The sequence below is a fragment of the Chryseobacterium carnipullorum genome, assembly GCF_900142785.1.
GTDB lineage: Bacteria > Bacteroidota > Bacteroidia > Flavobacteriales > Weeksellaceae > Chryseobacterium > Chryseobacterium carnipullorum.
This window is the reverse complement of the sequence record NZ_FRCD01000002.1, coordinates 91,300-117,795: the sequence shown is the minus strand read 5'-3', so window position 1 is coordinate 117,795 and position 26,496 is coordinate 91,300. Positions and strand designations below refer to the sequence as shown.

The window sequence follows — 26,496 nt, the reverse complement described above, 5'->3', positions numbered from 1 at the left end:
ATTTTTTAGATGATAGATTTCAGACCACAGATATCAGATTTACCTGCAAACGGTGTCTCTTATCTGTTGTCTCCTGTCTTATTTCCTTCTCAGAAAATTCACTCCATCACGCAAAGGTAAAATAAGATTTTCAAAATCATCGTCTTTTGCGATCAAATCATTCAGTTCCTGAATCACCTGTGTAGATTTCTGTTTTGGATTTTCTTCCAGTATTTTCCCGTACCATAAAACATTATCAAAAAGAACTACTGAACCTGATTGCGTTCTGGGCTTGATCAGTCTGAAATATTCAGCATAATTTTCTTTGTCGGCATCGATAAAAACAAGATCAAAAATCTGATCAGTTTCTTTTAAAAATTCCTTGGCATCCTGAAGCTTAAAATCAATCTGTGTGGCATATTCACTTTCTTCAAAATATTTTTTCGGCAGATAAGCAAGATCTTCATTGACATCCAATGTTGTTATTTTACCGTCTTTAGCAAGTCCCGATGTTAGGCAAAGTGTGGCATAGCCTGTAAAAGTTCCTATCTCCAGCACATTTTTAGGCTGCAACATTTGCGAAACAATGGTGAGAAGCCTGCCTTGCTGATATCCGGATATCATGTGTGGCTGTGTAGTCTTCTGGTAGGTTTCTCTTCTCAGTTTTTTTAGAATTTCAGGTTCTGAGGAAGCATGGGTTTCCAGATACCTGTCCATTTCAGGATTTTTTTCTTCAAAAAAGCTCATAAAATTTTAATTTAAACAAATTTAATAATTTTAAAATTCCTTTTTGAATCCATTATTTCTATCCGGCATCTCATAAAAAAGGAGAGAAATCAATTTCCCTCCTTTTTTCCAGCTTGTTCTTCTTGTCCATTATAAGGCGATACAGTACTCACCTGGTGTACCACATACCCAACCCGGACAACAGTCTTTAGTCACACGACAAATAATCTGTGGGTTGCAATAGCCCACAGCACCCTGTACATTTTTCATTTGTCCTCTTGAAAGTTTTTTTAAATTTTTCATATTTTTAGTTTAGTATTAATTTCCTACTCTTTAAGATTTTCGGAGATCTCTGTATTTTATATCTCTTTACAGAGATTTAAATATAAACATTCTTTTAAAATAAATAATAGAATTCATAAAAAAACTATTAACACTCATTAAATTTAACAGAAGTGTATTGAACTCTCATGCTATACTTTAGGTAGTGTTTTTTGATTTGAAGATGAAGAAATTCCCAGTATTATTTGGGTAAAATCATGCATGAACAGCTATATTTTGCCTTAAAGTTGAAATATTAAGTATCTATTGACTCATCACTCCGGGAAAACCACGATATAAAATACCGTGAAAATACGGATATGTTTGTGTTGAGCATAGTTATACATTTGCAGAGAACAAGGGGTAAAAACACTAAGAAAAAAAGAAAATGAATGCAGGGGGAAAACTAATTAACACAGAGAATCAGAAGACCGCAGGGCCGAAAGGCAAGGCGGATTCTTCGTCTAAGAAAACTAAGACCGAAATATCCAACTCATTTTTTCAACGAATTATTTCATTATTGAAAAAAGAAGAATTAATTTGATTAAAAAAATAAATCCCGAATGACTTCGGGATTTATTTTTTATCGTTGTTATGCTCTGATTATTTTTTAGGAGCAATATCCATCAGTTTCATGAACTCATCAAGCTTAGGCATAATGATGATCTCCGTTCTTCTGTTTTCCGCTCTTCCTGAAACACTCATGTTGGTTGCCTTAGGATTGTATTCTGAGCGTCCTCCAGCTGTAATTCTTGCCGGATCTACCCCAAATTGAGTTTGCAAAACTTTAGCAATGGAAGTTCCTCTCAATGCAGAAAGATCCCAGTTGTCTCTTGGCAGATTTGGAGAACTTAAAGGTGCATTATCCGTATTCCCTTCAATCAGTACAGAATATTTATCGTAATCATTGATTACTTTAGCTACTTTTCCTAATACTTCCTGAGCAGCAGGTAGAACATTGTAATCTCCTGTCTTATATAGCATTTTATCTGAAAGTGAAATCATAACCACTCCTTTCAGTACTTTTACCTGTACATCATCATCTGTAACGTTATCCAACGATCTTTTCAGCTTATTAGATAATGCCATGTTCAGACTGTCATTTTTAGCATTGTTTGAAATCAGCTGCTTGATATATGAATTGGAAGCATTGATCTCTCCCACCAATTTGTCAATATTCGCTGAACTTTTACCTGTATTGGAAAGACAGGCATCCAAAGATGATTTCAAAGCATCATGCTGGCTTTTTAAAAGATTATTCTCCCCTGACAAGGCAGAATTCTGAGATTTTAAATCCTGGATCTCTCTTTGTCTTTCTCCAATATTTTCAATACACTGCTTATAGTTTGAGCTTAAAGCGTCATATTGCTTTTTGCTGACACAAGAGGTCAGTCCCAACGCCATTGCAGAAACTCCTAAAATTTTAATAATCTTCATAAGTAATCATTTTTAGACGAATCAAAGTTAGGAAAATTGAATTGAATTTTATGGATTATCTTTGCATAAAAGAAATCCTCAGCAGACATTTTGGAAAAATTCAGTTTTAAAAATCAGCTTGAAAACCTTGTCCGGAACCCGGAAAACCACCACTATCTTCTTGCCGTAAGCGGAGGTGCTGACTCTATGGTTTTAGCCTCTCTATTTCAGGATTTAGGGCTGATGTATCAGGTAGCTCATATCAATTATAAACTCCGGGGAAAAGATTCGGATCTGGATCAAAAAACGGTTCAGGATTTTTGTGAGAAAAATCATATTCAATTTCATCTGTATGAAGTTTCAGAAAAAGATAAAAAACCGGAAAACTCTATTCAGCTGTGGGCAAGGGAACTTCGCTATCATTTTTTCAGAGAAATTCAGGAGCAGCAAAACCTGGAATTCCTTGTTACTGCGCATCATCTGAATGATCAGCTGGAAACGTTTATCATCAATCTTTCCAAAGCTTCAGGCATCAACGGACTGAGTGGAATTCCTGCAGAAACCCATAATATTCTCCGACCACTCTTAAACTTTTCAAAAAAGGAAATATATGAATATGCCGAAGAAAACAGGATTGATTTCCGGGAAGACCTTTCCAATAAAAAGAGTGACTATCTAAGAAATAAGATCAGAAATGAAATCGTTCCAAAACTTTTAGAAACGAATGACCAATTTCTGGAAAACTTCAAAAAAAGCTCTTTGTATCTTAACCAGACCAAAGATTTTGTACAGAAACAGATTGAAGAGATTGAAAATAAACTGATCGTATTTAACCCCGAACATAAAATCTTATCAAAAGAAAAGCTGCATAAGGAAAGTGCTTTCGTACAGTTTGAGATCTTAAAGAAATATGGATTCCATCAGGAGGAAGAAATTCCAAAAATATTTACGGCAGAAAACGGAAGCTATTTTTACTCAAAAGAGTATCAATTGGTTGTTGATCGTGACGAATTAATTTTCATACACAAAAAAGCAGAAAAAGAAACGCCAAACGACATTCTTCTGATTGATAAATTTGATTCTTCCGAAAACCAAATCGTCATTAATCTGGAAAATAATATTGAAAAAATCAATAAGGATTTTGAATGGGATTTTGATGTTGAAAAATTACACTTTCCGCTACGACTTAGGAGACAAAAGGATGGTGATGAGTTTTATCCTACAGGTTTTTCAGGCAAAAAGAAGGTTTCTAAGTTTTTTAGGGACGAAAAAATATCTATTTTAGTGAGACAAAAAATCTGGATTTTAACGGACTGTGATAATTCCGTTTTGGGAATCATTCCTTTCAGGCAGGATCGCAGATTTATGGCAACAAAACACACAGAGAAAGTTCTGACTATTACATGAACAAAAGAACGACTAATGCTTTAGCTATCGAAGATTTCCAAAAAGACAATAATGTTGCCTTTGGTGTTCTGTACCAAAAATATTTCGGGTACACCCGGAAATTTGTTCTTGGAAACAAAGGAAATTTAGAAGATGCAGAAGATGTTTTTCAGGATGCTTTGATTATTTTGTACGAGAAATTGTACGATGACGATTTCAAAGCCTACACTTGTCTTGCCAATTATGTCACCGGGATTTCTAAAAACCTGTGGCTTAAAAAACTGAGAAACCGAAACTTTTTTGTGGAAATTCACGAAACCTATTATTTTGACAACAAGGAAGAGATTAACCAAGCCATAGAAAACGAAAGAGATTATTGGGATAAGCTCAACGATTATATCAACGAAATCTCTTCTCACTGCCAGAATCTCATCCATGATATTTTTATTCAACATAAAAACATCGAAGAAATACAGGAAAAATACAAGTATTCCAGCAAACACAATGCTCAGAATCAAAAGCATAAATGTGTAGAACAAATCCGAAAAATAAAAAAAGAAGATAATTTTTAAACCTGATTATCAATACATTATAAAAAATCACCTTTTCATCGGGTGATTTTTTTTGTTTTTGGGAACTTCATAGTAAATACTTTATCTTATGCTTACCAAACTTTTTTACGGATTTTGCCTTTTGATGACGATTTCCTTTTATGCACAAAATAAAACAGGCATTCAGTTTCAAGACAAAAATTTAGAGGAAGCCAAAAAACTGGCTGAACAAGAAAACAAACTTATCTTCATAGATCTGTATACTACATGGTGCGGGCCATGCAAACTGATGAAAAAGAATACCTTCCCGAATCCTGAGCTGGGAGAATTCTTCAATAAAAATTTCATCAGTCTTTATATTGACGCCGAAAAAGAAGGAACAGAACTTGCAAAAAAATTCAAAATCGTTAATTATCCGTCCTTTCTTTTCTTAGACCAGAACGGCGAGCTGGTACAGTATGATTTTGGATATTATAACGCTGCACAATTTTTAAATATCGGACAGTCGGTTTTAGAAAAAAGAAATCCGAACAAAAAAATCAAAACGCTGGAAGAGGTAAAAGGCAAAATGGCAGGCGAAACGATTGCCAACTTTACAGCGAAAGATCAATTTAATAAAACTTTCTCTTTGTCAGCGGAAAAAAAGAAAACGGTGTTGGTTTTCATTCGTGGACAATGGTGCCCTTACTGTAATAAGTACATCGAAAGCCTTCAAAATCTTGCGCCTGAATTACAATCTAAAAACACAAGATTGGTCATTATTTCTCCCGAAAAACCTGAATTTATAGAGAAAACCATCAGTAAAACTAAAACTCAGTATTCCGTTTTGTATGATGAAAACTACAGAATTGCAGAACTTTTTGATGTTCTCTACACTCCCGAGAAAAAAACGCTTGATTTCTACGAAAACCGATTGGGAGATGATTTCAAGAAAAGCCGTTCCGATAATTCCGGAAGACTACCTGTTTCTGCTACTTATATTTTAGATGAAAATCAAAAAATAATCTGGAGACATTTCAATCCTGACTACAAAGAAAGAGCTTCGTTGGAAGATATTTTAAAACAGCTTTAATGTGAAATCGCCATTATTAGAAAACACAAATACCGATAAAGACTCTGCGTTTGCATAAGACAAATGAAAAACAATAAATATCTACATATGAAAAATATAATAATCATCCTGACATTTTTGGTTTCGTTTTTTGCATTTTCTCAAAAAAATGAACACCGAAATCTAGAAGACAAACTGGCGATACAAGGCTATGACCCCGTTTCCTACATTGAACAGAAAAAGGCCGTAAAAGGTAAAAAAGAACTGGCAGTTAATATAAATGGAGCCATTTATTATACTTCTTCGGAAAAAAACAAAGAATTCCTAAAAAAAGATCCCACCAAATACGAGCCGGCTTACGGAGGTTGGTGTGCATTTGCAATGGGAGATGATGGTGAGAAAGTAGAAATTAATCCTACAACTTTTAAAATCATTGATGGAAAAACCCATTTGTTCTACAATAAGTTTTTCAGCAACACCCTTTCTTCCTGGAATAAGAACGAGGCAAAACTGAAAAAAAGCGCAGACCAGAACTGGAAGAAACTGACTAATTAATCCTCATCAAAAAAAATAAAATTATGAAAACATTTAAAATTTTCTTGGGAACAGCATTTTTATTACTTCTGCAAAGCAATTATTTATTTGCCCAAGGATGCAGTGATGCCGGATTCTGTACGGTTAACAGTTTTCAACCCAATAATAATGACAGCATAAAAGCTTACCATAATCAGATTAAAACCGGAATTTTCTTTGGCAAAGCAGATAATTCAATTTCTGCGTTTGGAGGCTATATCGAATACAACAGGCAGCTTGGAGAGAAATTTGGTTTTGATGTAAAACTGACATCGTTGGCACAAAGCGGAAACGATGTTTCCACCTTCGGACTTTCTGATTTGTTTTTGAATGCCAATTACAGAGCTAACGAAAAACTAAAATTCACATTAGGCGCAAAAGTTCCTTTGTCTGACGCGGGAAATTCTAAGGACAATATACCGTTGCCAATGGATTATCAATCCAGCTTAGGAACGCTTGATTTGATTGTAGGAGTTGGATATAAGATTAAAAAACTCCAGTTGGTTGCCGCTCTTCAACAGCCATTAACACAGAATGATAATCAGTTTCTGGCATCACAATATCCCGCGAGTTCAGAGCTGCGAGGGTTTTTATCCACTAATAAATTCAAAAGAAGCGGTGACGTTTTGCTAAGGATTTCTTATCCACTAATGATTCATTCAAAGATAAGACTTACCCCGAGTCTTTTGCAGATTTACCACCTGAAGAACGACCGGTTTACCAATCAAAACAATGAAGAACTGCAGATTAATAATTCAGAAGGACTTACGCTTAATGGAAATGTTTATCTGGATTACGAAATCAACAGAAGAAATGGCATTCAACTTAATATGGGCGTTCCTTTTATTGTAAGAAAATCCAGACCTGATGGATTGACGAGAAGTTTCATCGCCAATGTAGAGTATAGGGTGAAATTTTAATTCCCCGATCAGAAAGTTTATAAAAGATAAAAACATCAGAAATTATGAAAACAATGATCACCTTTATTTTCGCATCACTTTTCTTGGTTTCCTGCATCAGAGAAAGCACAGCAACAGAAGATTTAATGGAAATGGCTCCGGAAAATGCCACGTTAAAATATTCCGGAAACTTTATGCAGGGACCTTATGGAAATAACGTCAATGGAAAAGCCGAAATTTATGAAAAAGACGGAACTTATTCTTTGGCTTTTAATGATGGTTTTATGATTAGCAATGGTCCTGATCTGTACGTTTATGTAAGCAAAGAAAAGCAACCATCGCAATTTGTTTCTTTAGGAAAACTGAAATCTGTGAATGGCGGACAAACCTATACTTTTACAGGTTCAATAAATTTCGATGAGTACAAATACGCAGTCGTTCATTGCCAGCAGTACAATCATTTATTTTCTTACGCCTTACTCGAGAAAAAATAACTGTACAAATATGAAAAACTACATCAATTGGATATTAAGATTGGTTCCCTCCATTATTTTACTGCAAACTTTATTCTTCAAATTTACGGCACATCCGGATTCTGTCGCTATTTTTTCTAAGCTTCACGCAGAACCTTTTGGAAGAATTTTTTCCGGTATTCTGGAACTCATCACAGCAGTTTTGATACTGAACCCGAAAACCTCTTTCTGGGGAGCTGTTTTGGGATTTGTAACGATGATTGGAGCGATAACTTCACACATTTTCATTTTAGGAATTGAAACCAATAACGATGGCGGAAAATTATTCTATCTTGCTCTTACCGTTCTTGTTTTCTGTGTGATTCTTTTGTTTAAATTTAAAAAAAGTAAAGTATGAATAAAGACGAATCGGTTTATGTCATCTTACATGAGATTCTTACCGACCAACAGAATTTACTGAGAAAAGTTTCGGCAAAAATGTACACTCATACTATTCCATCTCTGGACGGTTCTACCATTGGCGGCCATACAAGACATATCATTGAGTTTTTGGAGATTTTACTGAACTCTTATCATACGGATCAAATTAATTATGATGAAAGACAAAGAAATCTGGAACTGGAAAAAAATCCTGAAAAGGCTATACAGGCTATTTCTGAAATACTTTCCAACATCAACTTGCCCAACAAAAATTTGATGATGCATCAGACAGTAGGAAATGTGTCTTTGGAAATCCCGACCAATTTCTTTCGGGAACTGCTCTACAATATCGAGCATTGCATTCATCATCAGGCTTTGATAAAAGTAGCTTTTAACGAGATTAAAATGAGCCATTTACTCAACAAAAATTTTGGGATTGCACCTTCCACCATACAATACAGAGAAACTCAAAAACTAAATTAAATGTGTACTGTAACGTATTTTCCACTGAAAGACCAAATTATTCTGACTTCTAACCGGGACGAAAAACCCAATCGTTCCGCAAAGGAAATCCATCAGGAAAAAGGTGTTTTTTATCCAAAAGACGCCACAAAAAACGGAACCTGGTTTGCTGTTTCCGAAAGCGGAAATGCTCTAATTTTATTAAACGGAGCTTTTGAAAATCACCGTAAAACAACTGAATATCATAAAAGTAGAGGACTCATTGTTTTAGATTTAATTGTGAAAGACAACATTCTCAATGCCCTACAACTAATTGATTTGAAAAATATTGAACCTTTTACTTTGGTTATTTTGCAGGAAAAAAATTTGGCAGAATTCCGTTGGGACGGCGCTGAAAAACATTTTAAAATGTTGGATATTACTCGTCCGCAAATATGGTCTTCCGCTACTTTGTATGATGCAAAAGCACAGGAAAAAAGAAGACAAATTTTTCAGGCGTTTTTACAGAACAAAACGATTTCTGAAAATAATATCTGGGAATTTCATCATCAGAAAAGCGGCGATATGGAAAACGGAATTACCATAAAAAGGCAAAATACGATACAAACTATCAGCACGACACAAGTTGTAATCTCTCACGAAATTACATTGAAACATAACGACCGACTCAACCCATTTTCAAAACCTGAAAAAATATCCCTTAAAAATGAAACTCAAACATCGCATTCATAAGATTGCACATTGGGAATATTGGTCAACATTTACCATTTACTTACCGCTTTTTCCGGTTTGGCTTTACTGTGCCTGGAAAGCAAGAACACTCTTATTTTTCCACGGCGCAAATCCTTCCATAAAATATGGCGGAATGGCGATGGAAAGTAAAAAAGAAATCTACGATTTGATTCCCGAAAACTGGATTCCGAAGACTCTTTTTGTCTCTTCACAAACTCAATTTCAGGAAATATTATCCGAATTAAAATCACATCCAATAAACTTTCCCATTATTGCAAAACCAAATATTGGCTTAAAAGGTTTAGGCGTTGTTCAGATTGAAGATGTAGATGAATTAGAACATTATCAAAACAATAGTGATTACGATTTTCTAATTCAGGAAAAGATAAATTTCCTACATGAAGTCGGCATTTTTTACCATCGTTTTCCAGACGAAAAATCGGGCAAAATCACAGGAATGGTCAAGAAAGAATTTCTTTCTGTAAAAGGAAACGGCAAAAAAACCTTAAAAGAATTGGTAATGGAAAATCCCAGAAGTGCTTTCCAAATCAAAGCTATAGAACAGAAAATGGGAAACGAGATGCAGAAAATAGTTCCTGAAAATGAAGAAATTACTTTAATTCCATTTGGAAGTCATACAAGAGGTGCAAAATTTATAGATATTTCAACCGAAGTTACAGAAAAATTAGAACAAAAAATAGATGAAATCTGCACCAGAGTGAATGGCTTTTATTTCGGAAGGCTGGATGTGATGTTCGAAAATTTGGAGCTTTTACAAAAGGGCGAAAATTTCAAAATAATAGAGATAAACGGTGCTAAAAGTGAACCGACCCATATGTATGACCCAAAACATTCCTTATTTTTTGCCTGGAAAGAAATTACCAGACACTGGAGAATAATGGCAGAAATCAGCAGAAAAAATCACGAAACAGGTTTTCCTTATCTCAAGATAAAAGAGGGGTTTTTAGCTTTAAAAAATAATCTGGCTATAGAAAAAAGGCTGAGGAAGATTTCTTCGGTTGATTAATCTGCAAAAAACAATTACTTTTGTATAATAGTATTTACATAAAATAAAAATATGAGATTCTCTTCGATTTATAAAATTTCGTTTCTCCTTTTCTTTTTTATTACTCTCGGATTTTCGGCACAGATCAAAAATCCTGTAAAATTTAAATTTACCATCAATGAATTAGGCAACAATCAATACGAGGCTGTATTGAATGCAACGATGGAAAGTGGCTGGCATATTTATTCCAAAGATCTGCCTGAGGATACAGGAATTCCTACTGAATATAAAGTTTCAGGGAAAAATATTGAACTGATAGGGAAATTCACTGAAGTCGGTAAAAAACATGAAGAATTTTCGGAAGCCTTTGGCGGAACCATTGTTTTTTATTCCAATGCAGCCGGTTTCAAACAAAAATTCAAATTAAAGGACCCCACAAAACCTGGTGAAGTAATTTCAGAAATTACGTATCAGACGTGTGACGACAGAGTGTGTCTGGCTCCAAACACTTTAGAATTCAATCAAAAAGTAACGCCAAAAGGGGCTGCTGAAGAAACTGTAGACGAAAAAGCTGAAGCTACAAAAGATTCAGTAAAAGCGATAGAAACTGTTGTCACAAATCCTGAAAAAGGAGCTGTGACGGTTACCCAAACTTCACAATTAGATCCCAAGCAACTAAAAATAGCCACCATTGATTTCCAGAAACCTTTAACGGATTGTGGAACTGCGGTTGAAAAAGTTGGTGAAAACTACTGGACGTATTTATTTCTGGGATTTGCAGGAGGTCTTATCGCCTTACTGACACCCTGTGTTTTCCCAATGATTCCACTTACAGTTTCATTCTTTACAAAAGGAAGCAGTAATAAAGCAAAAGGAAAAAGAGATGCACTGATCTATGGTTTTTTCATTCTTCTGATCTTTGTGCTTCTAAGTGTTCCGTTCCATCTGATCGATGGGATTGCCGGGAATATTTTCAATGAAATTTCGACAAGCGTCTGGCTGAATGTGGCCTTCTTTATCATATTTATCTTCTTTGCAGGAAGTTTCTTCGGATACTATGATATCACGCTGCCCAGCTCTATTGCCAATAAATCTTCAAAAGCAGAAGAAGCAGGTGGACTTGTTGGTATTTTCTTCATGGCTCTAACGCTGGTTATTGTCTCTTTCTCATGTACAGGCCCTATTCTGGGAGGTTTGTTAGGAAGTGCAGTGACTGGATCATCTAACGTTCCGATGCTGCTTACTTTTGCATTGGCAGGATTTGGATTGGCGTGGGCTATCGTTTTCGGATTGCTTGCATTATTCCCGCAAGCATTAAAAAGTCTTCCAAAGTCCGGAGGCTGGATGAATACGGTGAAAGTGGTTCTTGGATTTGTAGAACTGGCTTTAGCTTTAAAATTCTTATCTAAAGCTGATTTGGTTTCTAAAACGTTCTTGTTAAAAAGAGAACTTTTCATTGCCATCTGGATCATTATTGCATTAGGACTGGCTTTATATTTATTCGGGATTATAAGATTTCCGCATGATGATAAAAAACCGAAAATTTCTATCACAAGAAAAATATTGGGGGCATTAGGAATTGGTTTTGTGATTTACCTTATTCAGGGATTAATTCCTGCTGAGCGTCCAAAACTCCAGTTATTAAGCGGAATTTTACCTCCACTGAATGTTAGTTATCTGCATGATGAGAAAGACGGAATTCTGGGAATGCATCCTGAACACGATTTCTTTAAAGCGATTGAACTCGCTAAAAAAGAGAACAAACCTATTTTGATAGACTTTACAGGCTACGGCTGTGAAAACTGTCGTAAAATGGAGGAATTCGTCTGGAGCGAACCGGATATTCTTCCTATACTTCAAAATGATGTTGTACTGGCTTCTCTTTATGTAGATGACAAAGAAGAACTTCCTGAAGATCAAAAAACTAAAATTGATCTTGGAGACGGACAGATCAAAAAAGTAAAAACCATTGGTGACCGTTGGAGTTTATTCCAGCAGGTGAATTTCAACAACAATTCTCAGCCACACTACGTTCTGATCACTCCGGACGGAAAAGTAATCAACACTCCGGTATCAGGATATATGCCGAAAGAAGATTTCAAAAAATTCCTGGAATGCGGCGTTAATTTTTACAAAACAATGAAATAAGATCAACTATCAATATCATCTACAGCCTTATCAATTTATTTTGGTAAGGCTTTTTTTATATAATTATTCAAAAGCAAGCAGGTTTCATCAATCAACTTATCAATAATACACAAATACTTAAACTGTCACAAAATGTTATGAAATTAAAATACAAAAATATATTTTTATGTTAAATAGGAATTTATTTTTAAAAATTTATAACAATTAAGCAATTTAGGTATAAACTTTGCATCGCTTCCATCAAATCATCATAGGTTTTTACCTTTCATCAAATACCGTTTAACATTTAAAAATATGAATTATGGCTGAAGTAATCGCACAAGAAAAACAAGGAGGGAAGCAAAAGAAAAAATTAATCCGGGTAGACATGACTCCTATGGTAGATCTGGGATTTCTACTGATCACTTTCTTTATGTTCACCACCAATTTTACAAAACCTAATGTAATGGACCTGGGACTTCCTGCGAAGGATCCTCATCCAAACCCTATTACTGATAATGTCATTAGAGATAAAAATCAGGTAACCTTTATTCTGGGAAAAGACAACAGAGTGTTTTACCATCAGAGTAACGAGACTGATCTGAATGCAGGAAACCTGAAGGAGACAGATTTCAGCGGCGTGAAAATCTCTAAGATTATTTCTGAAGCCTATAAAAATGCTCCGGTACCAGAAAACTTTACCGTTATTGTAAAACCTACAGATGAAGCCAATTATAAAAACTTCGTAGACATTCTGGACAACATCGCCATCTCTAAAAAGGAAAGATACGGTATCACCGATATAAAGCCCTGGGAAAAGAAAGTTTACACAGAATTGACAAAATAAGATAAGGAGCATTTTTAGAATGCTCTTTTTTTATTTACATTTGATTTTGATAAGGCAACTGATTTTGAAATCTGACATTGTCTTCTGATTTATTTTTAACGGTTATAATATTTAAGATCATGCTGAATTTTGAGAGAAAAGGAAACGGAAAAGAAACTTTGATACTGCTTCACGGATTTATGGAAAACCTGTCGATCTGGAGTGATATGGAACCTCATCTTTCTAAAGATTTTTCATTGTTGAAAATAGATCTTCCAGGTCATGGTCAGTCTGATATTTTAGGGGAAGTTCACACGATGGAATTGATGGCGGATGAAGTAAAAAAAGTCCTAGATCATGAGAAACTTGATAAAGTCCACCTGTTGGGACATTCTATGGGAGGCTACGCCTCGCTGGCATTTGCAGAGAAATACCCCCACACTCTTAAAAGCATGACCTTATTTTTCTCAACCTATTTCGCTGATGACGAAGAGAAAAAACAACAGCGAATTAAAAGTTACAGAATCATCAAAGACGCTTTTGCCCACTATGCGAGAGCCGGAGTTCCGAATCTGTTCAATCCCAATGAAAGGGATATTCTCGAGGGAAAAATTGAAACCGCTCTTGAAACCGCTCTTTCGACCAATAACCTGGGAGCCCTTGCCTCGGTAAAAGGTATGGTAGAAAGGACGGACAAAAAACATATCATGGAAAATCTGGAAGCTAAAATTTTAATTTTAGCAGGAAAGCACGATAATGCCGTAAAAACAGATAGGGTTATCAAACATCTACCGGACAGAACCAATATAAAATCATATATCCTTGACTGCGGACACAACGGGCACTGGGAGAAACCGGGCATCTGTGCAGAAATTATCAATACAGAACTTCTTCATAATCTGCCAAAAAAATTAGTCATGTAAAAAAGCATTCATAGATGCCGGACAATGCATATCAAAATTTCTTGTATATTAGTAGAGATTAATTATCTCAATGAGTTTATTCTCTTTCAAAAAAAAGAAACCACCAGTCATCGGGCTTACACTTTCCGGCGGAGGAATGCGGGGAATTGCCCATATCGCAGTACTGAAAGCACTGGAAGAATATAACCTTAAACCTCATATCATTTCGGGAACCAGTGCAGGCTCTATTGTAGGCGCTTTCTATTCTTTCGGTAAATCACCGGATGAAATGATGGACATTGTAAGGCATACTACTTTTTTTTCGAGGTCTTATCTGAAACTGTCAAAAAATGGTCTCTTCAGCCCAAATTTCATTTTAAAACTGTTGACCGATCATTTTCCCGAGAATGATTTTAAGATCTTAAAAATCCCGGTTTACGTAACTGCAACAGAAATGACTCACGGAATTGTAGATTTCTTTTCAGAAGGAGAACTTTTCGCGCCTCTTCTGGCTTCGTCAAGCGTTCCTTTCATTCTGCCCCCTGTAAGAATGGGCGAAAAAATATACGTAGACGGTGGTGTACTGGATAATCTTCCTATCGAACCTATTATTGACAAATGTGATTTTTTAATTGCTTCTCATGTCAATTCTATAAGCTATGATGAACTCAAAAAAATGAGTGTGATGAAGGAATTTGACAGGATTCTTCACCTAGCCATTGCCAAATCTGTTTATTCTAAAGTGAAATCCTGTGATATTTTTTTAGATCCGCCTAAAATGACGAAATTCAGTTTATTCAGCAAAAAAAATCTGGACATCATGTTTCAGGAAGTTTATGAATATACCTGTAAAGAACTGGAGGAGAAAGGGTATAGAAAAGGCTCCCCAATTGAGAGCCTTTAATTTATCTGATTATTAAGTATAATTATTCTTTGATGACCTTAAATGTCTGTTCAGAATCTGCTGTTTTTACTTTAACAACATACACTCCTGATTTCAAATCATTCGTCTGAATTACAGAAACATTTTCTTTAACAGATTTAACCAATCTGCCCTCAGCAGAATAGAAGGTCACTTCTGTTACTTTTCTGTCTGCTGCTGAAATATTTAAAATATCCTGCATTGGATTCGGATATACGGCTAATTTTGTTTTCGCATTCGTTTCATTTACCGCCAGTGATCCGGCAGGAACGATGGTAATACTGTAATCTTCAGCTTGTCCGTAAGCCGTTGTTCCTGAAGTAGCCGTAAGCGTTGTACCTGAAGAATAACAAGGACTTAAGTAAATGGTTGAACCGTACGTCTTTTTCACTCTCATTCTGGTCTTTCCTAATGTTGCTGTAGCCGGAACAACAATATTTCCGGTAGCTGTTTTGGTATCTATACCGGTGGAGTTCACTAATGTTACTGCAGTAGCTGCCGTTCCAAAAAACACTTCTCCAGTATCTAAGAAATCTCCATCCTGATTCCAGTCTATGTAGACAATAAATCTATTTGAATTATTCCCGTCTGTATTGCCTTTGAAGGTTATCGGATAAGTTCCGCCCTGTTCCACTGAAACATTTCTGTTAGCAAAATTTTCGTGGGCAGGACTTGTTAATGCTTCTGAAGAAGTATTGGTCATACTTCTTAACTGAACAGACGTAATAGGCTCTATACCACTTGTAAATAATAGGTTTCCATAGCAATAGGGAGCAAATGATTCTCCGGTTGTGAAACTTGAAGTTTGACATCCGACCGCTGCACCGGCAGCATTTTTAGCGACCACTTTCCAATAGTAGGTGGTATTTCCCAATAATGTTGTAAAATCAGCAAATAAATAATTGCTGGCCACCAGCGTGGTTGGATTGGGGTTGGTGTCCAGATACAGATCGTAGCTGTCTACTTTTGGTCCTGAGGTTGGCGCTGTCCATGTCAATGTTACCGAATTTGGATTTACTCCTGTTGCTCCATTGCTTGGTGAAGTTAAAGCAGCAACACAATTGGGAACGACCGTAGGCGCAGTATCACTGCTTACATCATCAAACAGCAATCTGAACATATCTGCAGAAGTGGAGTGAAATCCTACATACACTGTTTGTCCTACATAAGAAGAAAGATCTACTGAGAAGAAGGTCCATTTACTTGGAGCAGGGGTCAAAGGGGTAAGTATGGTGGTAAAGGCAGCTGCAGTGGCTGTTGTAGTAGATAATTTAACAGCGTAGCTTTCCACATAATTAGGGTCCTGATTCTTCACAAAATAGGTAAGTCTGTCATTAACACCTGCTACTACCGTAATGGCAGGAGTTACTAAAAAATCATCATGAGCTGCAGTACTGAAATTAATTTGCGCTGCATTAGGTAACGAGTACACACTTCTCGGAGCTCCCGGGCCAAAAGTAAACCCGTTGGTATCTCCTCCGTTAATTACACTCCATCCGGCGGGAGTTGTGGTACCTGCATCAAAGTTTTGAAAAAATTGCGCATTGGCCATAAACGGCAATGCAAACAACATCGTAAGTAATTTTGTTTTCATAAAATAATTTGTTTTTTCATTAATTCACTGCCTAAAGTACAATAAATTTACAAACAAAACAAACTATAAGTCCATTCTTTATGACTTAATGAATTTCTCCTTCTCCAAGAAAACGTTTAAAATCTTCGATGGTGCTACTCAGGGATCCATCAGATTTTCCACCTGCTGCATTGATATGCCCGCCTCCATTAAAATATTTTCTGGAGAACTGATTCACATCTACATCATCTTTACTTCTAAAAGAAATTTTAATGAAATCATCATATAAATCTTCCATAAAAAATGCTGCCATTTTTACTCCTGCAATACTCAGCCCATAGTTAACGAAACCTTCCGTATCCCCTTTCTGGAATCCGTACTCTTTCAATTCGTTTCTTGTGAGAGAAAGTAAGGCTACCTTACCATTATTCACTACTTCTATTCTTCCTAATACCAAAGCAAGAAGGTGAAGACGGGAAACGGTGTTGGTATCCCATGTATTTGAAGTGATAATGGAAGGATCTGCTCCTTTTTCAATCAGATTGGCGATAATACGGTGCGTGGTTGCACTTGTAGAACGAAAACGGAAACCGCCCGTATCAGTCATAATTCCCGTATAAAGACATTCTGCAATATCCTGATTAACCAGCTTCTCATCATTCATTGCTTCAATAAAATGATAGATCATCTGTGAAGTAGCAGGGATTACGGTGTCAGAATACACGAAATCAAACACCTCCGGCTGTTGATGATGGTCGATAAGAATTTTCTTAGCCTTGGCTTTAGTCAGCCACTCCCCTAATAATCCTATTCTTGAAGGAGAATTAAAATCAAGGCAAAAAATTACATCTGCTCCACTGATAAGCTCAAATGCATATTTTCTCTTATACTCTCCGATGATCACCTTTTTAGACTCCGGCATCCATTTCAGAAATTTTGGAAAATCATTTGGAACAATCACTTCTGCCGGAATTCCTTTTGCTCTCAAATAATGTTTTAACCCCAGACTGGAACCTATTGCATCTCCGTCCGGATTATAATGAGTAAGGATAACGATCTTGTTTTCAGGCGTAAGTAGCGTACTGATATCTAAAAGTTCTGTTGGTGTAAACATCGTGTGTTTATTTTTCTTTAAATTTGAGTTTTCAAAGATAGAGCTTTTAAATAAATCATTTCAATATAATTTCCGCCCCCGGATTTCATTTCCATTCGCGGGTTATAGAGAATAGGATCAAAAACATTTCAAATAATTTCTAAAAAAAGATGACTAAAATTTGTAACTTTTAAAAATTTCTATATCTTTGCAACCTGAAAATTAATAGATTAATTACGATTTAAATATATAGTAATGAGTAAAAGAACATTCCAGCCATCAGAAAGAAAGAAAAGAAACAAACACGGTTTCAGAGAAAGAATGTCTACGCCAAATGGTAGAAGAGTTTTGGCAGCAAGAAGAGCTAAAGGCAGAAAGAGTTTAACTGTTAGTGCTGCACGCGCTAAGAGATAATATCTCGGATATCATATACAAATCATGCTTGAAAAGAAGTTTTTCAGGCATTTTTTGTTGTTAAAATTTCCTAAAGTTTAGGTTTTTTAAGCTTCTTTTTTCTATTTTTAAGATCTGAAAAAATATTTTAGAAATAGCACGATAAAACTGAATTATGCCGCATACAAATATCTCCGGAGATAATATTATAAGCTTACAGCACGCAAAAATTGCGCAAAAAAACTTCACTGTTCTTACTGACGTTAATCTTAACATCAAAAAAGGCAGATTCTGCTACCTTATCGGAAAGACAGGTTCCGGAAAAAGTTCACTTTTGAAAACGCTTTACGGGCACATTCCTTTAGCATCAGGACATGGAGCTGTGGTAGGCTTTGAACTGGCCAAGCTGAGACCTTCAGACATCCCTAACCTGAGAAGAAAATTAGGAATTGTATTCCAGGATTTCCAGTTACTTTCCGACAGAACCGTTGAGAAAAACTTAAAATTCGTTCTTGAAGCAACAGGATGGAATGATAAAGTAAAAATGGAGGACCGCATCAACGAAGTACTGGGAAGTGTCAACATGAAAAGCAAGAAGCACAAAATGCCTCATGAGCTTTCAGGAGGAGAACAACAGCGTGTTGCTATCGCGAGAGCTTTACTTAACCATCCTGACCTTATCTTAGCCGATGAGCCTACAGGAAACCTTGACCCGGAAACATCCAATGAAATCATGACCCTCCTGAAGCAGGTAGCCCTTGAAAACGGAGCCGCTGTAGTCATGGCAACACATGACTACCACATGATCCAGAACTTCCCGGGAGAAGCGATCAGATGTGAGGACGGAAAGGTATCTGTACTGGATACAGCAGAATTATTCGAGTAAGATTGAAAAATTCAAAGAATTAGAAATTTGAAAAGATAGGCTAGACTTTTATCATCTAATCTCTTATTTCTAACTTCTATTTTTTAAAGACATGAAACTCTTTTGTGAGTTCAAGATATTGGTCCGAGTATTGTCTCGGACTTTTTTCTATGACAAAATCAGATACCTCAACCGGCAATTCTGCAGATGAAAATTCAAGAACTAATCTTTTCGTTTTTGAGTTTTCAATTCCTTTAATATTGATTTTCCGGGTGAGAAACAGGTTATTATCCAAAGCAATTTGAATAAAACCATCGCCCGCCTCAGCAGGAATAATAACCGACAAAATACCTTTCCCAGACAACAATTTGGCAGAAGCTGCGATAAGTTGCTGAAAATTCAACTCTACGGTTTGACGGGCAATTTTGTCTTTACCGGAACCTGACTCTTCAAAATAGGGAGGATTGGAAACAATCAGATCAAATTTCTTCTCTGTTTCAAAGGTTTTAAGATCCTGATGACTATTTTTTAATCTTAAATGAAAAGGGGAATGTTCAAAATTCGTTTGGGTTAGTAAAGCAGCCTCCTTATTAATATCAAGTCCAAGAAAAAATGCCTGTGTATTTCTTTGGGCAAGCATTAATGAAATCAGGCCTGTTCCTGTTCCTATTTCTAAAACTTCCCAAGCATGGGCCACATTAGCTAAAGCACCCAGCAAAACACCATCTGTTCCTACCCGGAAGACGTCTTTTGACTGCTGAATTTCGAAATATTTAAATGTAAAAGGTTTCACTATAAATTCGTAGGAAGTGTTATCGTAAATGTAGAACCCTTTCCTACTTCTGATTTCACAGCGATTTCACCTTTGTAGTCTTCAATCATTTTTCTTACCATAGAAAGTCCAAGTCCCATTCCACTGTTTTTAGAGGTAAAATTGGGCTCAAATATTCTTTCGTACATATTTTCAGGAATTCCTATCCCGTTATCCTGTACGGAAATCATTACTCTTCTCTGATGCTGTTCCACATCTACATTAATTATCAGTTTACGCTCTTCACTCTGAGCCTGTTTTGCGTTCGTTACAAGATTGGTAATGATTCTGGAAAGATAAATTCTATCCATATTGATCATAATATTAGTCTTATTGGAATGCATAAATATACTGTCGTCATTGAAAACACGCAGAATATCTTCAACTTCTGTATTAAGGTTGATCACCTCATTATTTTTTTCCGGAAGTTTTGCAAATTCTGAGAAAGCAGAGGCAACAGTAGCAATCAGGTCAATCTGATCTACCATGGTTTTGCTCATCTGTTTTACTCTTTCTCTGATATTCGGATCTTCAGGATCAAATTTTCTTTCAAAATTCTGAATGGTAAGTTTCATTGGGGTAAGCGGGTTCTTCACCTCATGCGCTACCTGCTTTGCCATTTCTCTCCATGCTTCTTCAGACGCCTTAAAACGCAGTCTTTCTTTCTGGTCCTGAATCTGCAAGATCATCCTGTTATAAGCTCTGGCCAGGGCATTAAGCTCATCATTTTTATAGTACCTGATAGGACGCATTTCATTTTCAAATAATGTAATACGGGTAATCATATCAGAAAATTTAGTAATATTTTTTGCAAGACTGTTAGAAGTCACCCAGCTTATCCAGATACTGAAAAGAATAAGGAAAATATCTACCAAAAGAATATATTTGATATACTGGTGAAGAACATCCAGATAGGCGGATTCATTATGATACAAAGGAATGTATACAATGCCTATCGGTTCAAGTTCATTGTTTTTCAAAAGGAGATAGGATGAAGTGCGTCCTGCATCTTTGGTTTTATCGTAGCCTCTGATATCAACTCTGGAATCTGTGGCCAGAATTTTATTGACAATATTGATGGGAATTGTTTTCTGATCGATAAGACTTTCATCTTTATTGGAAAGAAGATAACTTCCCTTCAGATCATAGATCACAATATCATGTTGGTTGATATCTGCTATTTCGAAGATTTTATTACCCAACACCTTTGGCAGATCCTCTGTCTCTACAAGGGTGCGGCTCACTGCATAGTCCAGATACCTCATTACCGCATTGGTCTTCTCCTGCATATCAATATTGCTCTGCTGCAGAGAATTGTTCCTCAAGACAAAATAGGGAACCAGCGATGTCGCAACAACACTTAAAAAACATACAAGCAGGAACCCGAAAAATACCCGGTTCCTTAGACTGTATCCTTTGTATTTACTTATTGACATCCTACTTTTTAATTAACCTAGCAATATACTTACCAATGATGTCAAATTCTAAATTAACTTTGTCTCCGATTTTAAGATGCTTCATATTAGTAAACTCCCAGGTATAAGGAATAATGGCCACTGAAAACTGTGTATCTTCACTTTTTGCCACTGTAAGACTGATTCCGTTTACGGTAATGGAACCTTGTGGAACGGTTACAAACTGGCCTTCATCTTCGTATTTAACCGTAATAAAATAACTTCCGTCTTTATTTTCTATCCCTGCTACTTCACCGGTTTTATCCACATGTCCCTGTACAATATGTCCGTCTAACCTTCCATCCATCTTCATGCATCTTTCAAGGTTAACCACGGTTCCTTCCTTCCATTGTCCAAGATTTGTCTTTTCTAATGTTTCGTTGATTGCCGTTACCACGTACTGATTATCTTTAATTTCAACAACCGTCAGGCAACAGCCGTTATGAGCAAGGCTTTGGTCTATTTTTAATTCGCTGGTAAAAGGGCATGTTAATGTAAAATTGATGTTACTTCCTTTTTCTTCAATCTTTTCAATAACACCAACTGCTTCAATAATTCCTGTGAACATATTATTTTTTGCTAAATTTGTAAATTATAATCTTCAAAGATAATCAAAATGAGCCCAAAAAACCACAAAGTACGAGTAGGAATTTCAATAGGTGATTTTAACGGCATCGGTCCGGAGATCATCATGAAGTCTCTGAAAGACAAAACCATTACGGACTTTTTCACTCCGGTGATTTTTGGCTCGGGAAAGTTATTCACCTTCCAGAAAAATATTTTCAAGCTAAATCTTAATTTCAACTACATCAACGAAGCATCACAGGCTCAGGCAGGAAAACTGAATATGGTGAACCTGGTAAAGGATAATGTGAATGTAGAATTGGGAACTCCGACACAGGAATCGACCCAAATGGCTATCGATTCTTTGGAACTGGCCACCGAAGCTTTAATGAAAGGAGATATTGACGTTCTTGTTACTGCTCCTATCAACAAGGATGAAATGGTAAAAATGGGTTTCAAACATGCCGGACATACAGGATATTTTGAGGAAAAATTCAGTAAAAAAGGACTGATGTTCTTAGTTACAGAGGATCTTAAAGTAGCTGTTTCCACCCATCACATACCCATTGCCAGTGTTGCGGAAAATATTTCCAAAGAAAAAATTAAAAAACAGATCAGAGCCCTGAATCAAACGCTGATTGAAGATTTCTGCATTCAGAAGCCAAAAATTGCAGTATTAGGACTGAACCCTCACGCAGGAGACGGAGGCGTAATCGGAAAAGAGGAAATAGAGATCATAGAACCTGCTATTAAAGAACTTTCTGACAATGGAATATTAGCCTTTGGACCTTATCCTGCAGACAGCTTTTTCCAGCCTAATAAATATAAAAAGTTTGATGCTGTATTAGCCATGTACCACGATCAGGGACTGGCTCCATTCAAAACATTAGCGTATGAAGAAGGGGTGAATTATACTGCAGGACTTCCATTTATCAGAACCTCTCCAGACCATGGAGTGGCGTATGATATTGCAGGAAAAAACATAGCAGATGAACAGAGTTTTACAGAAGCCATCTTCACTGCTATTAAGATATTCAAGAACAGAAGCGAATATAATGATCTGATGACCAACCGTATGCAACCGAGAAAAGTATCTGTTGATACCGGTGTAGATGAGGATCTGCCTGATGAAAATGAGGCATAATTCGTTAAAACAAATTTTAAATTAATTTGTTATGGATTTTATTTGTTATTATAAAAAAATTGCATATTTTTGCACACTCATTTTATGGACAAGTTAAGAAACTATGACGTAAGCTTTTCCGGACTTAAAAACGGAAAGCACGTGTTCAAATTTGAGATAGATCATACGTTCTTTCAATTATTTGACACTGAACAGGAATTTACAAATCCTAAAATAGTAGCTGATGTTTTTCTGGAAAAGCATACTACCTTTTTAGAATTTGAGATCAAAGTAGACGGGACAGTAGAGCTCATTTGTGACCTCACCAATGAAGAATTCGATTATCCTGTTGAAAACGAGATTGGAATTTTGGTACATTTTGGTGAAGAATATGACGACAGCAATGAAGATGTCATTACTATTCCCAGCTCAGATCATGCCTTTAATGTGGCTCAACTGATCTATGAAAATGTACAGCTTTCTATACCGATGAAAAAAGTTTCACCGAATGTAAGCGATGAAGATCTTGAAATCTTAAACAGGTTCAGTCCAAAAGATATTGAGGAATCTGAAGAAGAGGAAGAAGAACATGAGAGCGACCCGAGATGGGAAGCACTGAGAAAGTTAAAAGACAATAATTAAATAAAATAATTTAAATATGATGAGATGATGAATCTCATCGCTCATCAATTAAAAAAGTTATTCAAAATGGCACATCCTAAGAGAAGACAGTCGTCCACAAGAAGAGATAAGAGAAGAACTCATTATAAAGCAGTAGTTCCTCAATTAGCGAAAGATGCAACAACTGGTGAACTTCACCTTTACCACAGAGCTCACTGGCATGAAGGAAAACTTTACTACAGAGGTAAAGTAGTATTGGAAAAAGAAGTAGCAACTACAGAAGAAAACTAAGAGTCGCTTTTCACTGAAAAAGCCTCATTTTAATACAAAAACCGCCCAATTTTGATAAAATTGGGCGGTTTTTTGTTGTTTTTTATGTTTTTTTGGTATCTTTGGGACAAAATCAAATATCAAATTTATGGACATTAAAGACATACAAAATCTTATCAAGTTTGTATCTAAGGCTGAAGTTTCAGAAGTGAAATACAAAACTAAAGATTTCGAAATCACTATTAAAACTCCATTAGCAGGCAGCGACGCGGTTTATGCACAGCCAGCAGTTTACCACACAGCTCCTCAGACAGCAGCAGCTCCGGCACAGGTAGCAACTCCTGCAGCACCAGCTGAAAAGGCTGAACCTGTATCTGATGACAGCAAATACGTTACAATCAAGTCTCCAATGATCGGTACTTTCTACAGAAAACCATCTCCGGATAAAGATGTATTCGTTAACGTAGGTGACGAGGTTTCTGTAGGAAAAGTAGTTTGTGTAATCGAAGCAATGAAGTTATTCAACCAGATCGATTCTGAGATCAGCGGAAAAATCGTGAAAATTTTGGTAGATGATGCCACTCCGGTAGAATACGACCAGCCTTTATTCTTAGTAGATCCATCTTAATTTAGAGGTTAGATGTTAGACATTAGATGTTAGACTCAATTCTGCATTCAAAATAACATTATCTAATTTTCAAATTATCTAATTTTCAAATTGAAGAAGATGTTCAAAAAAATATTAATAGCCAATCGTGGCGAAATTGCAATGCGTATTTTACGTACGTGCAAAGAAATGGGGATCAAAACCGTTGCGGTATACTCTACTGCAGACAAAGACAGTCTTCACGTAAGATTTGCTGATGAAGCAGTTTGTATAGGTCCTCCTATGAGCAAAGACTCATACCTAAAAATCCCTAACATTATTGCGGCGGCAGAAATCACCAATGCAGATGCCATCCATCCAGGTTACGGATTCCTGTCTGAAAATGCTAACTTCTCCAGAATCTGTCAGAAAAATAACATCAAGTTTATTGGTGCTTCTCCTGAACAGATCGAAAAAATGGGTGATAAAGCCAATGCCAAAGCTACCATGAAGGCCGCAGGGGTACCTTGTGTACCAGGTTCTGACGGATTGATTGAATCTTACGAGCATGCTGTAAAAGTAGCTGCAGAAACAGGATACCCTGTCATGATCAAAGCTACTGCAGGTGGTGGTGGAAAAGGGATGAGAGCTGTATGGAAAGAGGAAGACCTTAAAGATCACTGGGAATCTGCTATTCAGGAAGCTGTAGCTGCCTTCGGAAACGGAGGAATGTACATGGAAAAACTGATTGAAGAGCCCAGACATATTGAAATTCAGGTTGCCGGTGACCAATACGGAAAAGCATGTCACCTTTCTGAAAGAGACTGTTCTGTACAGAGAAGAAATCAGAAACTGACAGAAGAAACTCCTTCTCCGTTCATGACTGACGAACTTCGTGAGAAAATGGGTGAAGCAGCCGTAAAAGCTGCAGAATTCATTGGATACGAAGGCGTAGGTACTATTGAATTCCTTGTAGACAAACACCGAAATTTCTATTTCATGGAAATGAATACAAGAATCCAGGTAGAACACCCGATCACGGAACAGGTAATTGATTATGATCTGATCAGAGAACAAATCCTTCTTGCTGCAGGAACTCCTATTTCAGGAATCAACTACTATCCGAAACTGCACTCTATTGAATGTAGAATCAACGCTGAAGATCCTTATGCAGACTTCAGACCATCTCCGGGGAAAATCACAGGATTGAATATTCCCGGTGGGCACGGAATCAGAGTAGACACTCACGTTTATTCAGGATATAGTATTCCTTCTAACTATGACTCAATGATTGCCAAGCTTATCACTACGGCTCAAACCCGTGAAGAAGCTATTGCTAAAATGAGACGTGCATTGGAAGAATTTTATATCGAGGGAGTGAAAACTACCATTCCTTTCCACAGACAACTGATGGATAATGAAGATTATCTTGCAGGAAACTATACAACGAAATTCATGGAGGATTTTGTAATGGATAAAAAATATGATAATCACTAAGATTATTGATCTATAAATTGTAAACTGCCTCTTTCGGGGCAGTTTTTTTATTTCTGAGGTTTTGATATTGTTTATTTTAATAAGAAATATTGAAACGCTTTTTCTGTCATTCATTAATGGTCCTGTCAATAAGAAGTTAATAAATGCTACCTACAAAAAACTTAAACCACTGACAGCCAACAAACAGCAACCCTAACACTTGTTAGTCGAAGAATTACGACACTTTTTAAAATTTATTCAATTTTTTTTTTTTGATACTATAATTACTTCTATTTTTGGTGACATAAAATAACAAACCACACAATATTAACAATTAAAATTTACTAATCATGGCAGACAGAAATTCAAGAGGAATTTTAAAATTCAATGGCGGTGAAGGACAAAAGTTATTAAAACTTAACTACAGTGTATCCCGCTCTACAGACGTATCAGGAAGAGTTGCATCAGACCCGTCTAATGCACTGATCAAACTTACAGTGGAAGCCACTGAAAAATCAGATATCCTGGAAAGCCTTCTTAACGGAAAATACAAGCCGACAACCGGAGAAGTAACATTCAACAAGTCTCACGAAGAAGGAACATTAACTACTTTAAAATGGGAGAACGGTTATGTGATCCAGCATGAATTAGATTTCGATGCAGTAGATGAAAACAGTATGTATATTACTTTTGTGATCAGTGCAGAACAAATTGATCTTGGAAATTCTTCTTACAGAGGAGAATGGCCATCTTAAGAATATAATTCCTACATCCAAAAAACAGCAGACAGAATAGTATTCCCGGCTTTAGGGATGCTGTTCTGTCTTTTTTTGACGATCCCTATTCATTTCTAATTACAGAAGTTACCAATAATATAAGATGAAAAATATTTAGA

General features: G+C 36.3%; 30 protein-coding genes. 22 read left to right on the top strand and 8 right to left on the bottom strand.

Annotation, left to right across the window (positions count from 1 at the left end; genetic code table 11):
* Positions 1-78: 78 nt before the first annotated feature.
* The 3 genes from BUC06_RS02705 to BUC06_RS02700 form a co-directional block, all read right to left on the bottom strand.
* Positions 79-726, bottom strand: coding sequence for an O-methyltransferase (locus BUC06_RS02705; RefSeq protein WP_073329436.1), 648 nt, complete (start codon positions 724-726; stop codon positions 79-81).
* Between the two features lie 129 nt (positions 727-855).
* The gene (locus BUC06_RS24420; protein ID WP_123878107.1) at positions 856-1,008 is read right to left on the bottom strand and encodes a CCPGW family putative bacteriocin; all 153 of its coding nucleotides are present in this window, start codon (positions 1,006-1,008) and stop codon (positions 856-858) included.
* A gap of 621 nt (positions 1,009-1,629) precedes the next feature.
* Entirely contained in the window at positions 1,630-2,463 is an 834-nt protein-coding gene (locus tag BUC06_RS02700) for an OmpA family protein (RefSeq protein ID WP_073329434.1), read from the bottom strand.
* A gap of 87 nt (positions 2,464-2,550) precedes the next feature.
* Here BUC06_RS02700 and tilS point away from each other — a divergent pair, with 87 nt between their 5' ends.
* The 14 genes from tilS to BUC06_RS02625 all read left to right on the top strand — a co-directional run bounded on the left by tilS (position 2,551) and on the right by BUC06_RS02625 (position 14,754).
* Complete coding sequence (tilS, locus tag BUC06_RS02695; RefSeq protein WP_083563912.1) at positions 2,551-3,849, top strand: tRNA lysidine(34) synthetase TilS; 1,299 nt, start codon at positions 2,551-2,553, stop codon at positions 3,847-3,849.
* Positions 3,846-4,400 carry an RNA polymerase sigma factor gene (locus BUC06_RS02690; protein WP_073329430.1) on the top strand — a complete coding sequence of 185 codons (555 nt, stop codon included), beginning with the start codon at positions 3,846-3,848 and terminating at the stop codon, positions 4,398-4,400. The genes tilS and BUC06_RS02690 overlap by 4 nt, the downstream gene beginning before the upstream one ends.
* A gap of 88 nt (positions 4,401-4,488) precedes the next feature.
* Positions 4,489-5,451, top strand: coding sequence for a redoxin domain-containing protein (locus BUC06_RS23325; protein ID WP_083563910.1), 963 nt, complete (start codon positions 4,489-4,491; stop codon positions 5,449-5,451).
* An 87-nt stretch (positions 5,452-5,538) separates the two neighbouring features.
* On the top strand, positions 5,539-5,985 hold the full coding sequence (locus BUC06_RS02675) for a YHS domain-containing (seleno)protein (RefSeq protein WP_073329427.1): 447 nt from the start codon (positions 5,539-5,541) through the stop codon (positions 5,983-5,985).
* Between the two features lie 23 nt (positions 5,986-6,008).
* Complete coding sequence (locus BUC06_RS02670; RefSeq protein ID WP_073329423.1) at positions 6,009-6,923, top strand: hypothetical protein; 915 nt, start codon at positions 6,009-6,011, stop codon at positions 6,921-6,923.
* Between the two features lie 44 nt (positions 6,924-6,967).
* The gene (locus BUC06_RS02665; RefSeq protein WP_073329420.1) at positions 6,968-7,396 is read left to right on the top strand and encodes a DM13 domain-containing protein; all 429 of its coding nucleotides are present in this window, start codon (positions 6,968-6,970) and stop codon (positions 7,394-7,396) included.
* Between the two features lie 10 nt (positions 7,397-7,406).
* Positions 7,407-7,772 (top strand): DoxX family protein, encoded by a 366-nt coding sequence (locus BUC06_RS02660; protein WP_073329417.1) that lies wholly within the window; start codon positions 7,407-7,409, stop codon positions 7,770-7,772.
* Positions 7,769-8,278, top strand: a complete 510-nt coding sequence (locus BUC06_RS02655; protein WP_073329415.1) for a hypothetical protein — start codon at positions 7,769-7,771, stop codon at positions 8,276-8,278. The genes BUC06_RS02660 and BUC06_RS02655 overlap by 4 nt, the downstream gene beginning before the upstream one ends.
* Positions 8,279-8,989: an NRDE family protein gene (locus tag BUC06_RS02650; protein ID WP_073329412.1), complete on the top strand. Its 711-nt coding sequence runs from the start codon at positions 8,279-8,281 to the stop codon at positions 8,987-8,989.
* Complete coding sequence (locus BUC06_RS02645; RefSeq protein WP_073329409.1) at positions 8,964-10,016, top strand: ATP-grasp domain-containing protein; 1,053 nt, start codon at positions 8,964-8,966, stop codon at positions 10,014-10,016. The genes BUC06_RS02650 and BUC06_RS02645 overlap by 26 nt, the downstream gene beginning before the upstream one ends.
* Before the next feature lie 51 nt (positions 10,017-10,067).
* Complete coding sequence (locus BUC06_RS02640; RefSeq protein WP_073329406.1) at positions 10,068-12,143, top strand: protein-disulfide reductase DsbD family protein; 2,076 nt, start codon at positions 10,068-10,070, stop codon at positions 12,141-12,143.
* A gap of 301 nt (positions 12,144-12,444) precedes the next feature.
* The gene (locus BUC06_RS02635; RefSeq protein WP_073329403.1) at positions 12,445-12,969 is read left to right on the top strand and encodes a biopolymer transporter ExbD; all 525 of its coding nucleotides are present in this window, start codon (positions 12,445-12,447) and stop codon (positions 12,967-12,969) included.
* A gap of 119 nt (positions 12,970-13,088) precedes the next feature.
* On the top strand, positions 13,089-13,871 hold the full coding sequence (locus tag BUC06_RS02630) for an alpha/beta fold hydrolase (RefSeq protein ID WP_073329400.1): 783 nt from the start codon (positions 13,089-13,091) through the stop codon (positions 13,869-13,871).
* Positions 13,872-13,941: 70 nt separating this feature from the next.
* On the top strand, positions 13,942-14,754 hold the full coding sequence (locus BUC06_RS02625) for a patatin-like phospholipase family protein (RefSeq protein WP_073329397.1): 813 nt from the start codon (positions 13,942-13,944) through the stop codon (positions 14,752-14,754).
* A gap of 22 nt (positions 14,755-14,776) precedes the next feature.
* On the opposite strand, the gene BUC06_RS02620 is transcribed toward BUC06_RS02625, so the two are convergent.
* Complete coding sequence (locus tag BUC06_RS02620; RefSeq protein WP_083563906.1) at positions 14,777-16,366, bottom strand: T9SS-dependent choice-of-anchor J family protein; 1,590 nt, start codon at positions 16,364-16,366, stop codon at positions 14,777-14,779.
* Positions 16,367-16,451: 85 nt separating this feature from the next.
* Positions 16,452-17,459: a DHH family phosphoesterase gene (locus BUC06_RS02615; protein WP_073329392.1), complete on the bottom strand. Its 1,008-nt coding sequence runs from the start codon at positions 17,457-17,459 to the stop codon at positions 16,452-16,454.
* Between the two features lie 234 nt (positions 17,460-17,693).
* Here BUC06_RS02615 and rpmH point away from each other — a divergent pair, with 234 nt between their 5' ends.
* Together rpmH and BUC06_RS02605 are read left to right on the top strand one after the other, a co-directional pair.
* Positions 17,694-17,852 carry a 50S ribosomal protein L34 gene (rpmH, locus tag BUC06_RS02610; protein ID WP_034701860.1) on the top strand — a complete coding sequence of 53 codons (159 nt, stop codon included), beginning with the start codon at positions 17,694-17,696 and terminating at the stop codon, positions 17,850-17,852.
* 154 nt (positions 17,853-18,006) lie between these two features.
* Positions 18,007-18,717: a cell division ATP-binding protein FtsE gene (locus BUC06_RS02605; protein ID WP_073329389.1), complete on the top strand. Its 711-nt coding sequence runs from the start codon at positions 18,007-18,009 to the stop codon at positions 18,715-18,717.
* Between the two features lie 76 nt (positions 18,718-18,793).
* Here the strand turns inward: BUC06_RS02605 and BUC06_RS02600 are convergent, their stop codons facing one another.
* The 3 genes from BUC06_RS02600 to BUC06_RS02590 are packed head-to-tail and all read right to left on the bottom strand — an operon-like array spanning position 18,794 to position 21,529.
* Positions 18,794-19,489 (bottom strand): tRNA1(Val) (adenine(37)-N6)-methyltransferase, encoded by a 696-nt coding sequence (locus BUC06_RS02600; protein ID WP_073329386.1) that lies wholly within the window; start codon positions 19,487-19,489, stop codon positions 18,794-18,796.
* A complete protein-coding gene (locus tag BUC06_RS02595) occupies positions 19,489-20,943 on the bottom strand; it encodes a sensor histidine kinase (RefSeq protein ID WP_073329384.1) in 1,455 nt (484 codons plus the stop codon). Before BUC06_RS02595 ends, BUC06_RS02600 begins: the two co-directional genes overlap by 1 nt.
* Position 20,944: 1 nt before the next feature.
* Positions 20,945-21,529, bottom strand: coding sequence for a riboflavin synthase (locus BUC06_RS02590; RefSeq protein ID WP_073329381.1), 585 nt, complete (start codon positions 21,527-21,529; stop codon positions 20,945-20,947).
* Between the two features lie 48 nt (positions 21,530-21,577).
* On the opposite strand from BUC06_RS02590, the gene pdxA reads away from it, so the two are divergent.
* From pdxA to tssD, 6 genes are all read left to right on the top strand, one after another.
* Positions 21,578-22,669, top strand: coding sequence for a 4-hydroxythreonine-4-phosphate dehydrogenase PdxA (gene pdxA, locus BUC06_RS02585; protein WP_073329378.1), 1,092 nt, complete (start codon positions 21,578-21,580; stop codon positions 22,667-22,669).
* An 84-nt stretch (positions 22,670-22,753) separates the two neighbouring features.
* Positions 22,754-23,290 carry a YceD family protein gene (locus BUC06_RS02580; RefSeq protein WP_073329375.1) on the top strand — a complete coding sequence of 179 codons (537 nt, stop codon included), beginning with the start codon at positions 22,754-22,756 and terminating at the stop codon, positions 23,288-23,290.
* Positions 23,291-23,356: 66 nt separating this feature from the next.
* The gene (gene rpmF, locus BUC06_RS02575; RefSeq protein ID WP_007843326.1) at positions 23,357-23,560 is read left to right on the top strand and encodes a 50S ribosomal protein L32; all 204 of its coding nucleotides are present in this window, start codon (positions 23,357-23,359) and stop codon (positions 23,558-23,560) included.
* Positions 23,561-23,687: 127 nt separating this feature from the next.
* The gene (gene accB, locus BUC06_RS02570) at positions 23,688-24,167 is read left to right on the top strand and encodes an acetyl-CoA carboxylase biotin carboxyl carrier protein (RefSeq protein WP_073329372.1); all 480 of its coding nucleotides are present in this window, start codon (positions 23,688-23,690) and stop codon (positions 24,165-24,167) included.
* 99 nt (positions 24,168-24,266) lie between these two features.
* Complete coding sequence (accC, locus tag BUC06_RS02565) at positions 24,267-25,622, top strand: acetyl-CoA carboxylase biotin carboxylase subunit (protein WP_073329369.1); 1,356 nt, start codon at positions 24,267-24,269, stop codon at positions 25,620-25,622.
* Between the two features lie 329 nt (positions 25,623-25,951).
* On the top strand, positions 25,952-26,356 hold the full coding sequence (gene tssD / locus BUC06_RS02560; RefSeq protein WP_073329366.1) for a type VI secretion system tube protein TssD: 405 nt from the start codon (positions 25,952-25,954) through the stop codon (positions 26,354-26,356).
* Positions 26,357-26,496 lie beyond the last annotated feature (140 nt).

Coding starts and splice junctions, on each gene's coding strand:
- BUC06_RS02705 (WP_073329436.1), bottom strand. CDS start 726: ATGAGCTTTTTTGAAGAAAAAAATCCTGAAATGGACAGGTATCTGGAA.
- BUC06_RS24420 (WP_123878107.1), bottom strand. CDS start 1,008: ATGAAAAATTTAAAAAAACTTTCAAGAGGACAAATGAAAAATGTACAG.
- BUC06_RS02700 (WP_073329434.1), bottom strand. CDS start 2,463: ATGAAGATTATTAAAATTTTAGGAGTTTCTGCAATGGCGTTGGGACTG.
- BUC06_RS02690 (WP_073329430.1), top strand. CDS start 3,846: ATGAACAAAAGAACGACTAATGCTTTAGCTATCGAAGATTTCCAAAAA.
- BUC06_RS23325 (WP_083563910.1), top strand. CDS start 4,489: ATGCTTACCAAACTTTTTTACGGATTTTGCCTTTTGATGACGATTTCC.
- BUC06_RS02675 (WP_073329427.1), top strand. CDS start 5,539: ATGAAAAATATAATAATCATCCTGACATTTTTGGTTTCGTTTTTTGCA.
- BUC06_RS02670 (WP_073329423.1), top strand. CDS start 6,009: ATGAAAACATTTAAAATTTTCTTGGGAACAGCATTTTTATTACTTCTG.
- BUC06_RS02665 (WP_073329420.1), top strand. CDS start 6,968: ATGAAAACAATGATCACCTTTATTTTCGCATCACTTTTCTTGGTTTCC.
- BUC06_RS02660 (WP_073329417.1), top strand. CDS start 7,407: ATGAAAAACTACATCAATTGGATATTAAGATTGGTTCCCTCCATTATT.
- BUC06_RS02655 (WP_073329415.1), top strand. CDS start 7,769: ATGAATAAAGACGAATCGGTTTATGTCATCTTACATGAGATTCTTACC.
- BUC06_RS02650 (WP_073329412.1), top strand. CDS start 8,279: ATGTGTACTGTAACGTATTTTCCACTGAAAGACCAAATTATTCTGACT.
- BUC06_RS02645 (WP_073329409.1), top strand. CDS start 8,964: ATGAAACTCAAACATCGCATTCATAAGATTGCACATTGGGAATATTGG.
- BUC06_RS02640 (WP_073329406.1), top strand. CDS start 10,068: ATGAGATTCTCTTCGATTTATAAAATTTCGTTTCTCCTTTTCTTTTTT.
- BUC06_RS02635 (WP_073329403.1), top strand. CDS start 12,445: ATGGCTGAAGTAATCGCACAAGAAAAACAAGGAGGGAAGCAAAAGAAA.
- BUC06_RS02630 (WP_073329400.1), top strand. CDS start 13,089: ATGCTGAATTTTGAGAGAAAAGGAAACGGAAAAGAAACTTTGATACTG.
- BUC06_RS02625 (WP_073329397.1), top strand. CDS start 13,942: ATGAGTTTATTCTCTTTCAAAAAAAAGAAACCACCAGTCATCGGGCTT.
- BUC06_RS02620 (WP_083563906.1), bottom strand. CDS start 16,366: ATGAAAACAAAATTACTTACGATGTTGTTTGCATTGCCGTTTATGGCC.
- BUC06_RS02615 (WP_073329392.1), bottom strand. CDS start 17,459: ATGTTTACACCAACAGAACTTTTAGATATCAGTACGCTACTTACGCCT.
- rpmH (WP_034701860.1), top strand. CDS start 17,694: ATGAGTAAAAGAACATTCCAGCCATCAGAAAGAAAGAAAAGAAACAAA.
- BUC06_RS02605 (WP_073329389.1), top strand. CDS start 18,007: ATGCCGCATACAAATATCTCCGGAGATAATATTATAAGCTTACAGCAC.
- BUC06_RS02595 (WP_073329384.1), bottom strand. CDS start 20,943: ATGTCAATAAGTAAATACAAAGGATACAGTCTAAGGAACCGGGTATTT.
- BUC06_RS02590 (WP_073329381.1), bottom strand. CDS start 21,529: ATGTTCACAGGAATTATTGAAGCAGTTGGTGTTATTGAAAAGATTGAA.
- pdxA (WP_073329378.1), top strand. CDS start 21,578: ATGAGCCCAAAAAACCACAAAGTACGAGTAGGAATTTCAATAGGTGAT.
- BUC06_RS02580 (WP_073329375.1), top strand. CDS start 22,754: ATGGACAAGTTAAGAAACTATGACGTAAGCTTTTCCGGACTTAAAAAC.
- rpmF (WP_007843326.1), top strand. CDS start 23,357: ATGGCACATCCTAAGAGAAGACAGTCGTCCACAAGAAGAGATAAGAGA.
- accB (WP_073329372.1), top strand. CDS start 23,688: ATGGACATTAAAGACATACAAAATCTTATCAAGTTTGTATCTAAGGCT.
- accC (WP_073329369.1), top strand. CDS start 24,267: ATGTTCAAAAAAATATTAATAGCCAATCGTGGCGAAATTGCAATGCGT.
- tssD (WP_073329366.1), top strand. CDS start 25,952: ATGGCAGACAGAAATTCAAGAGGAATTTTAAAATTCAATGGCGGTGAA.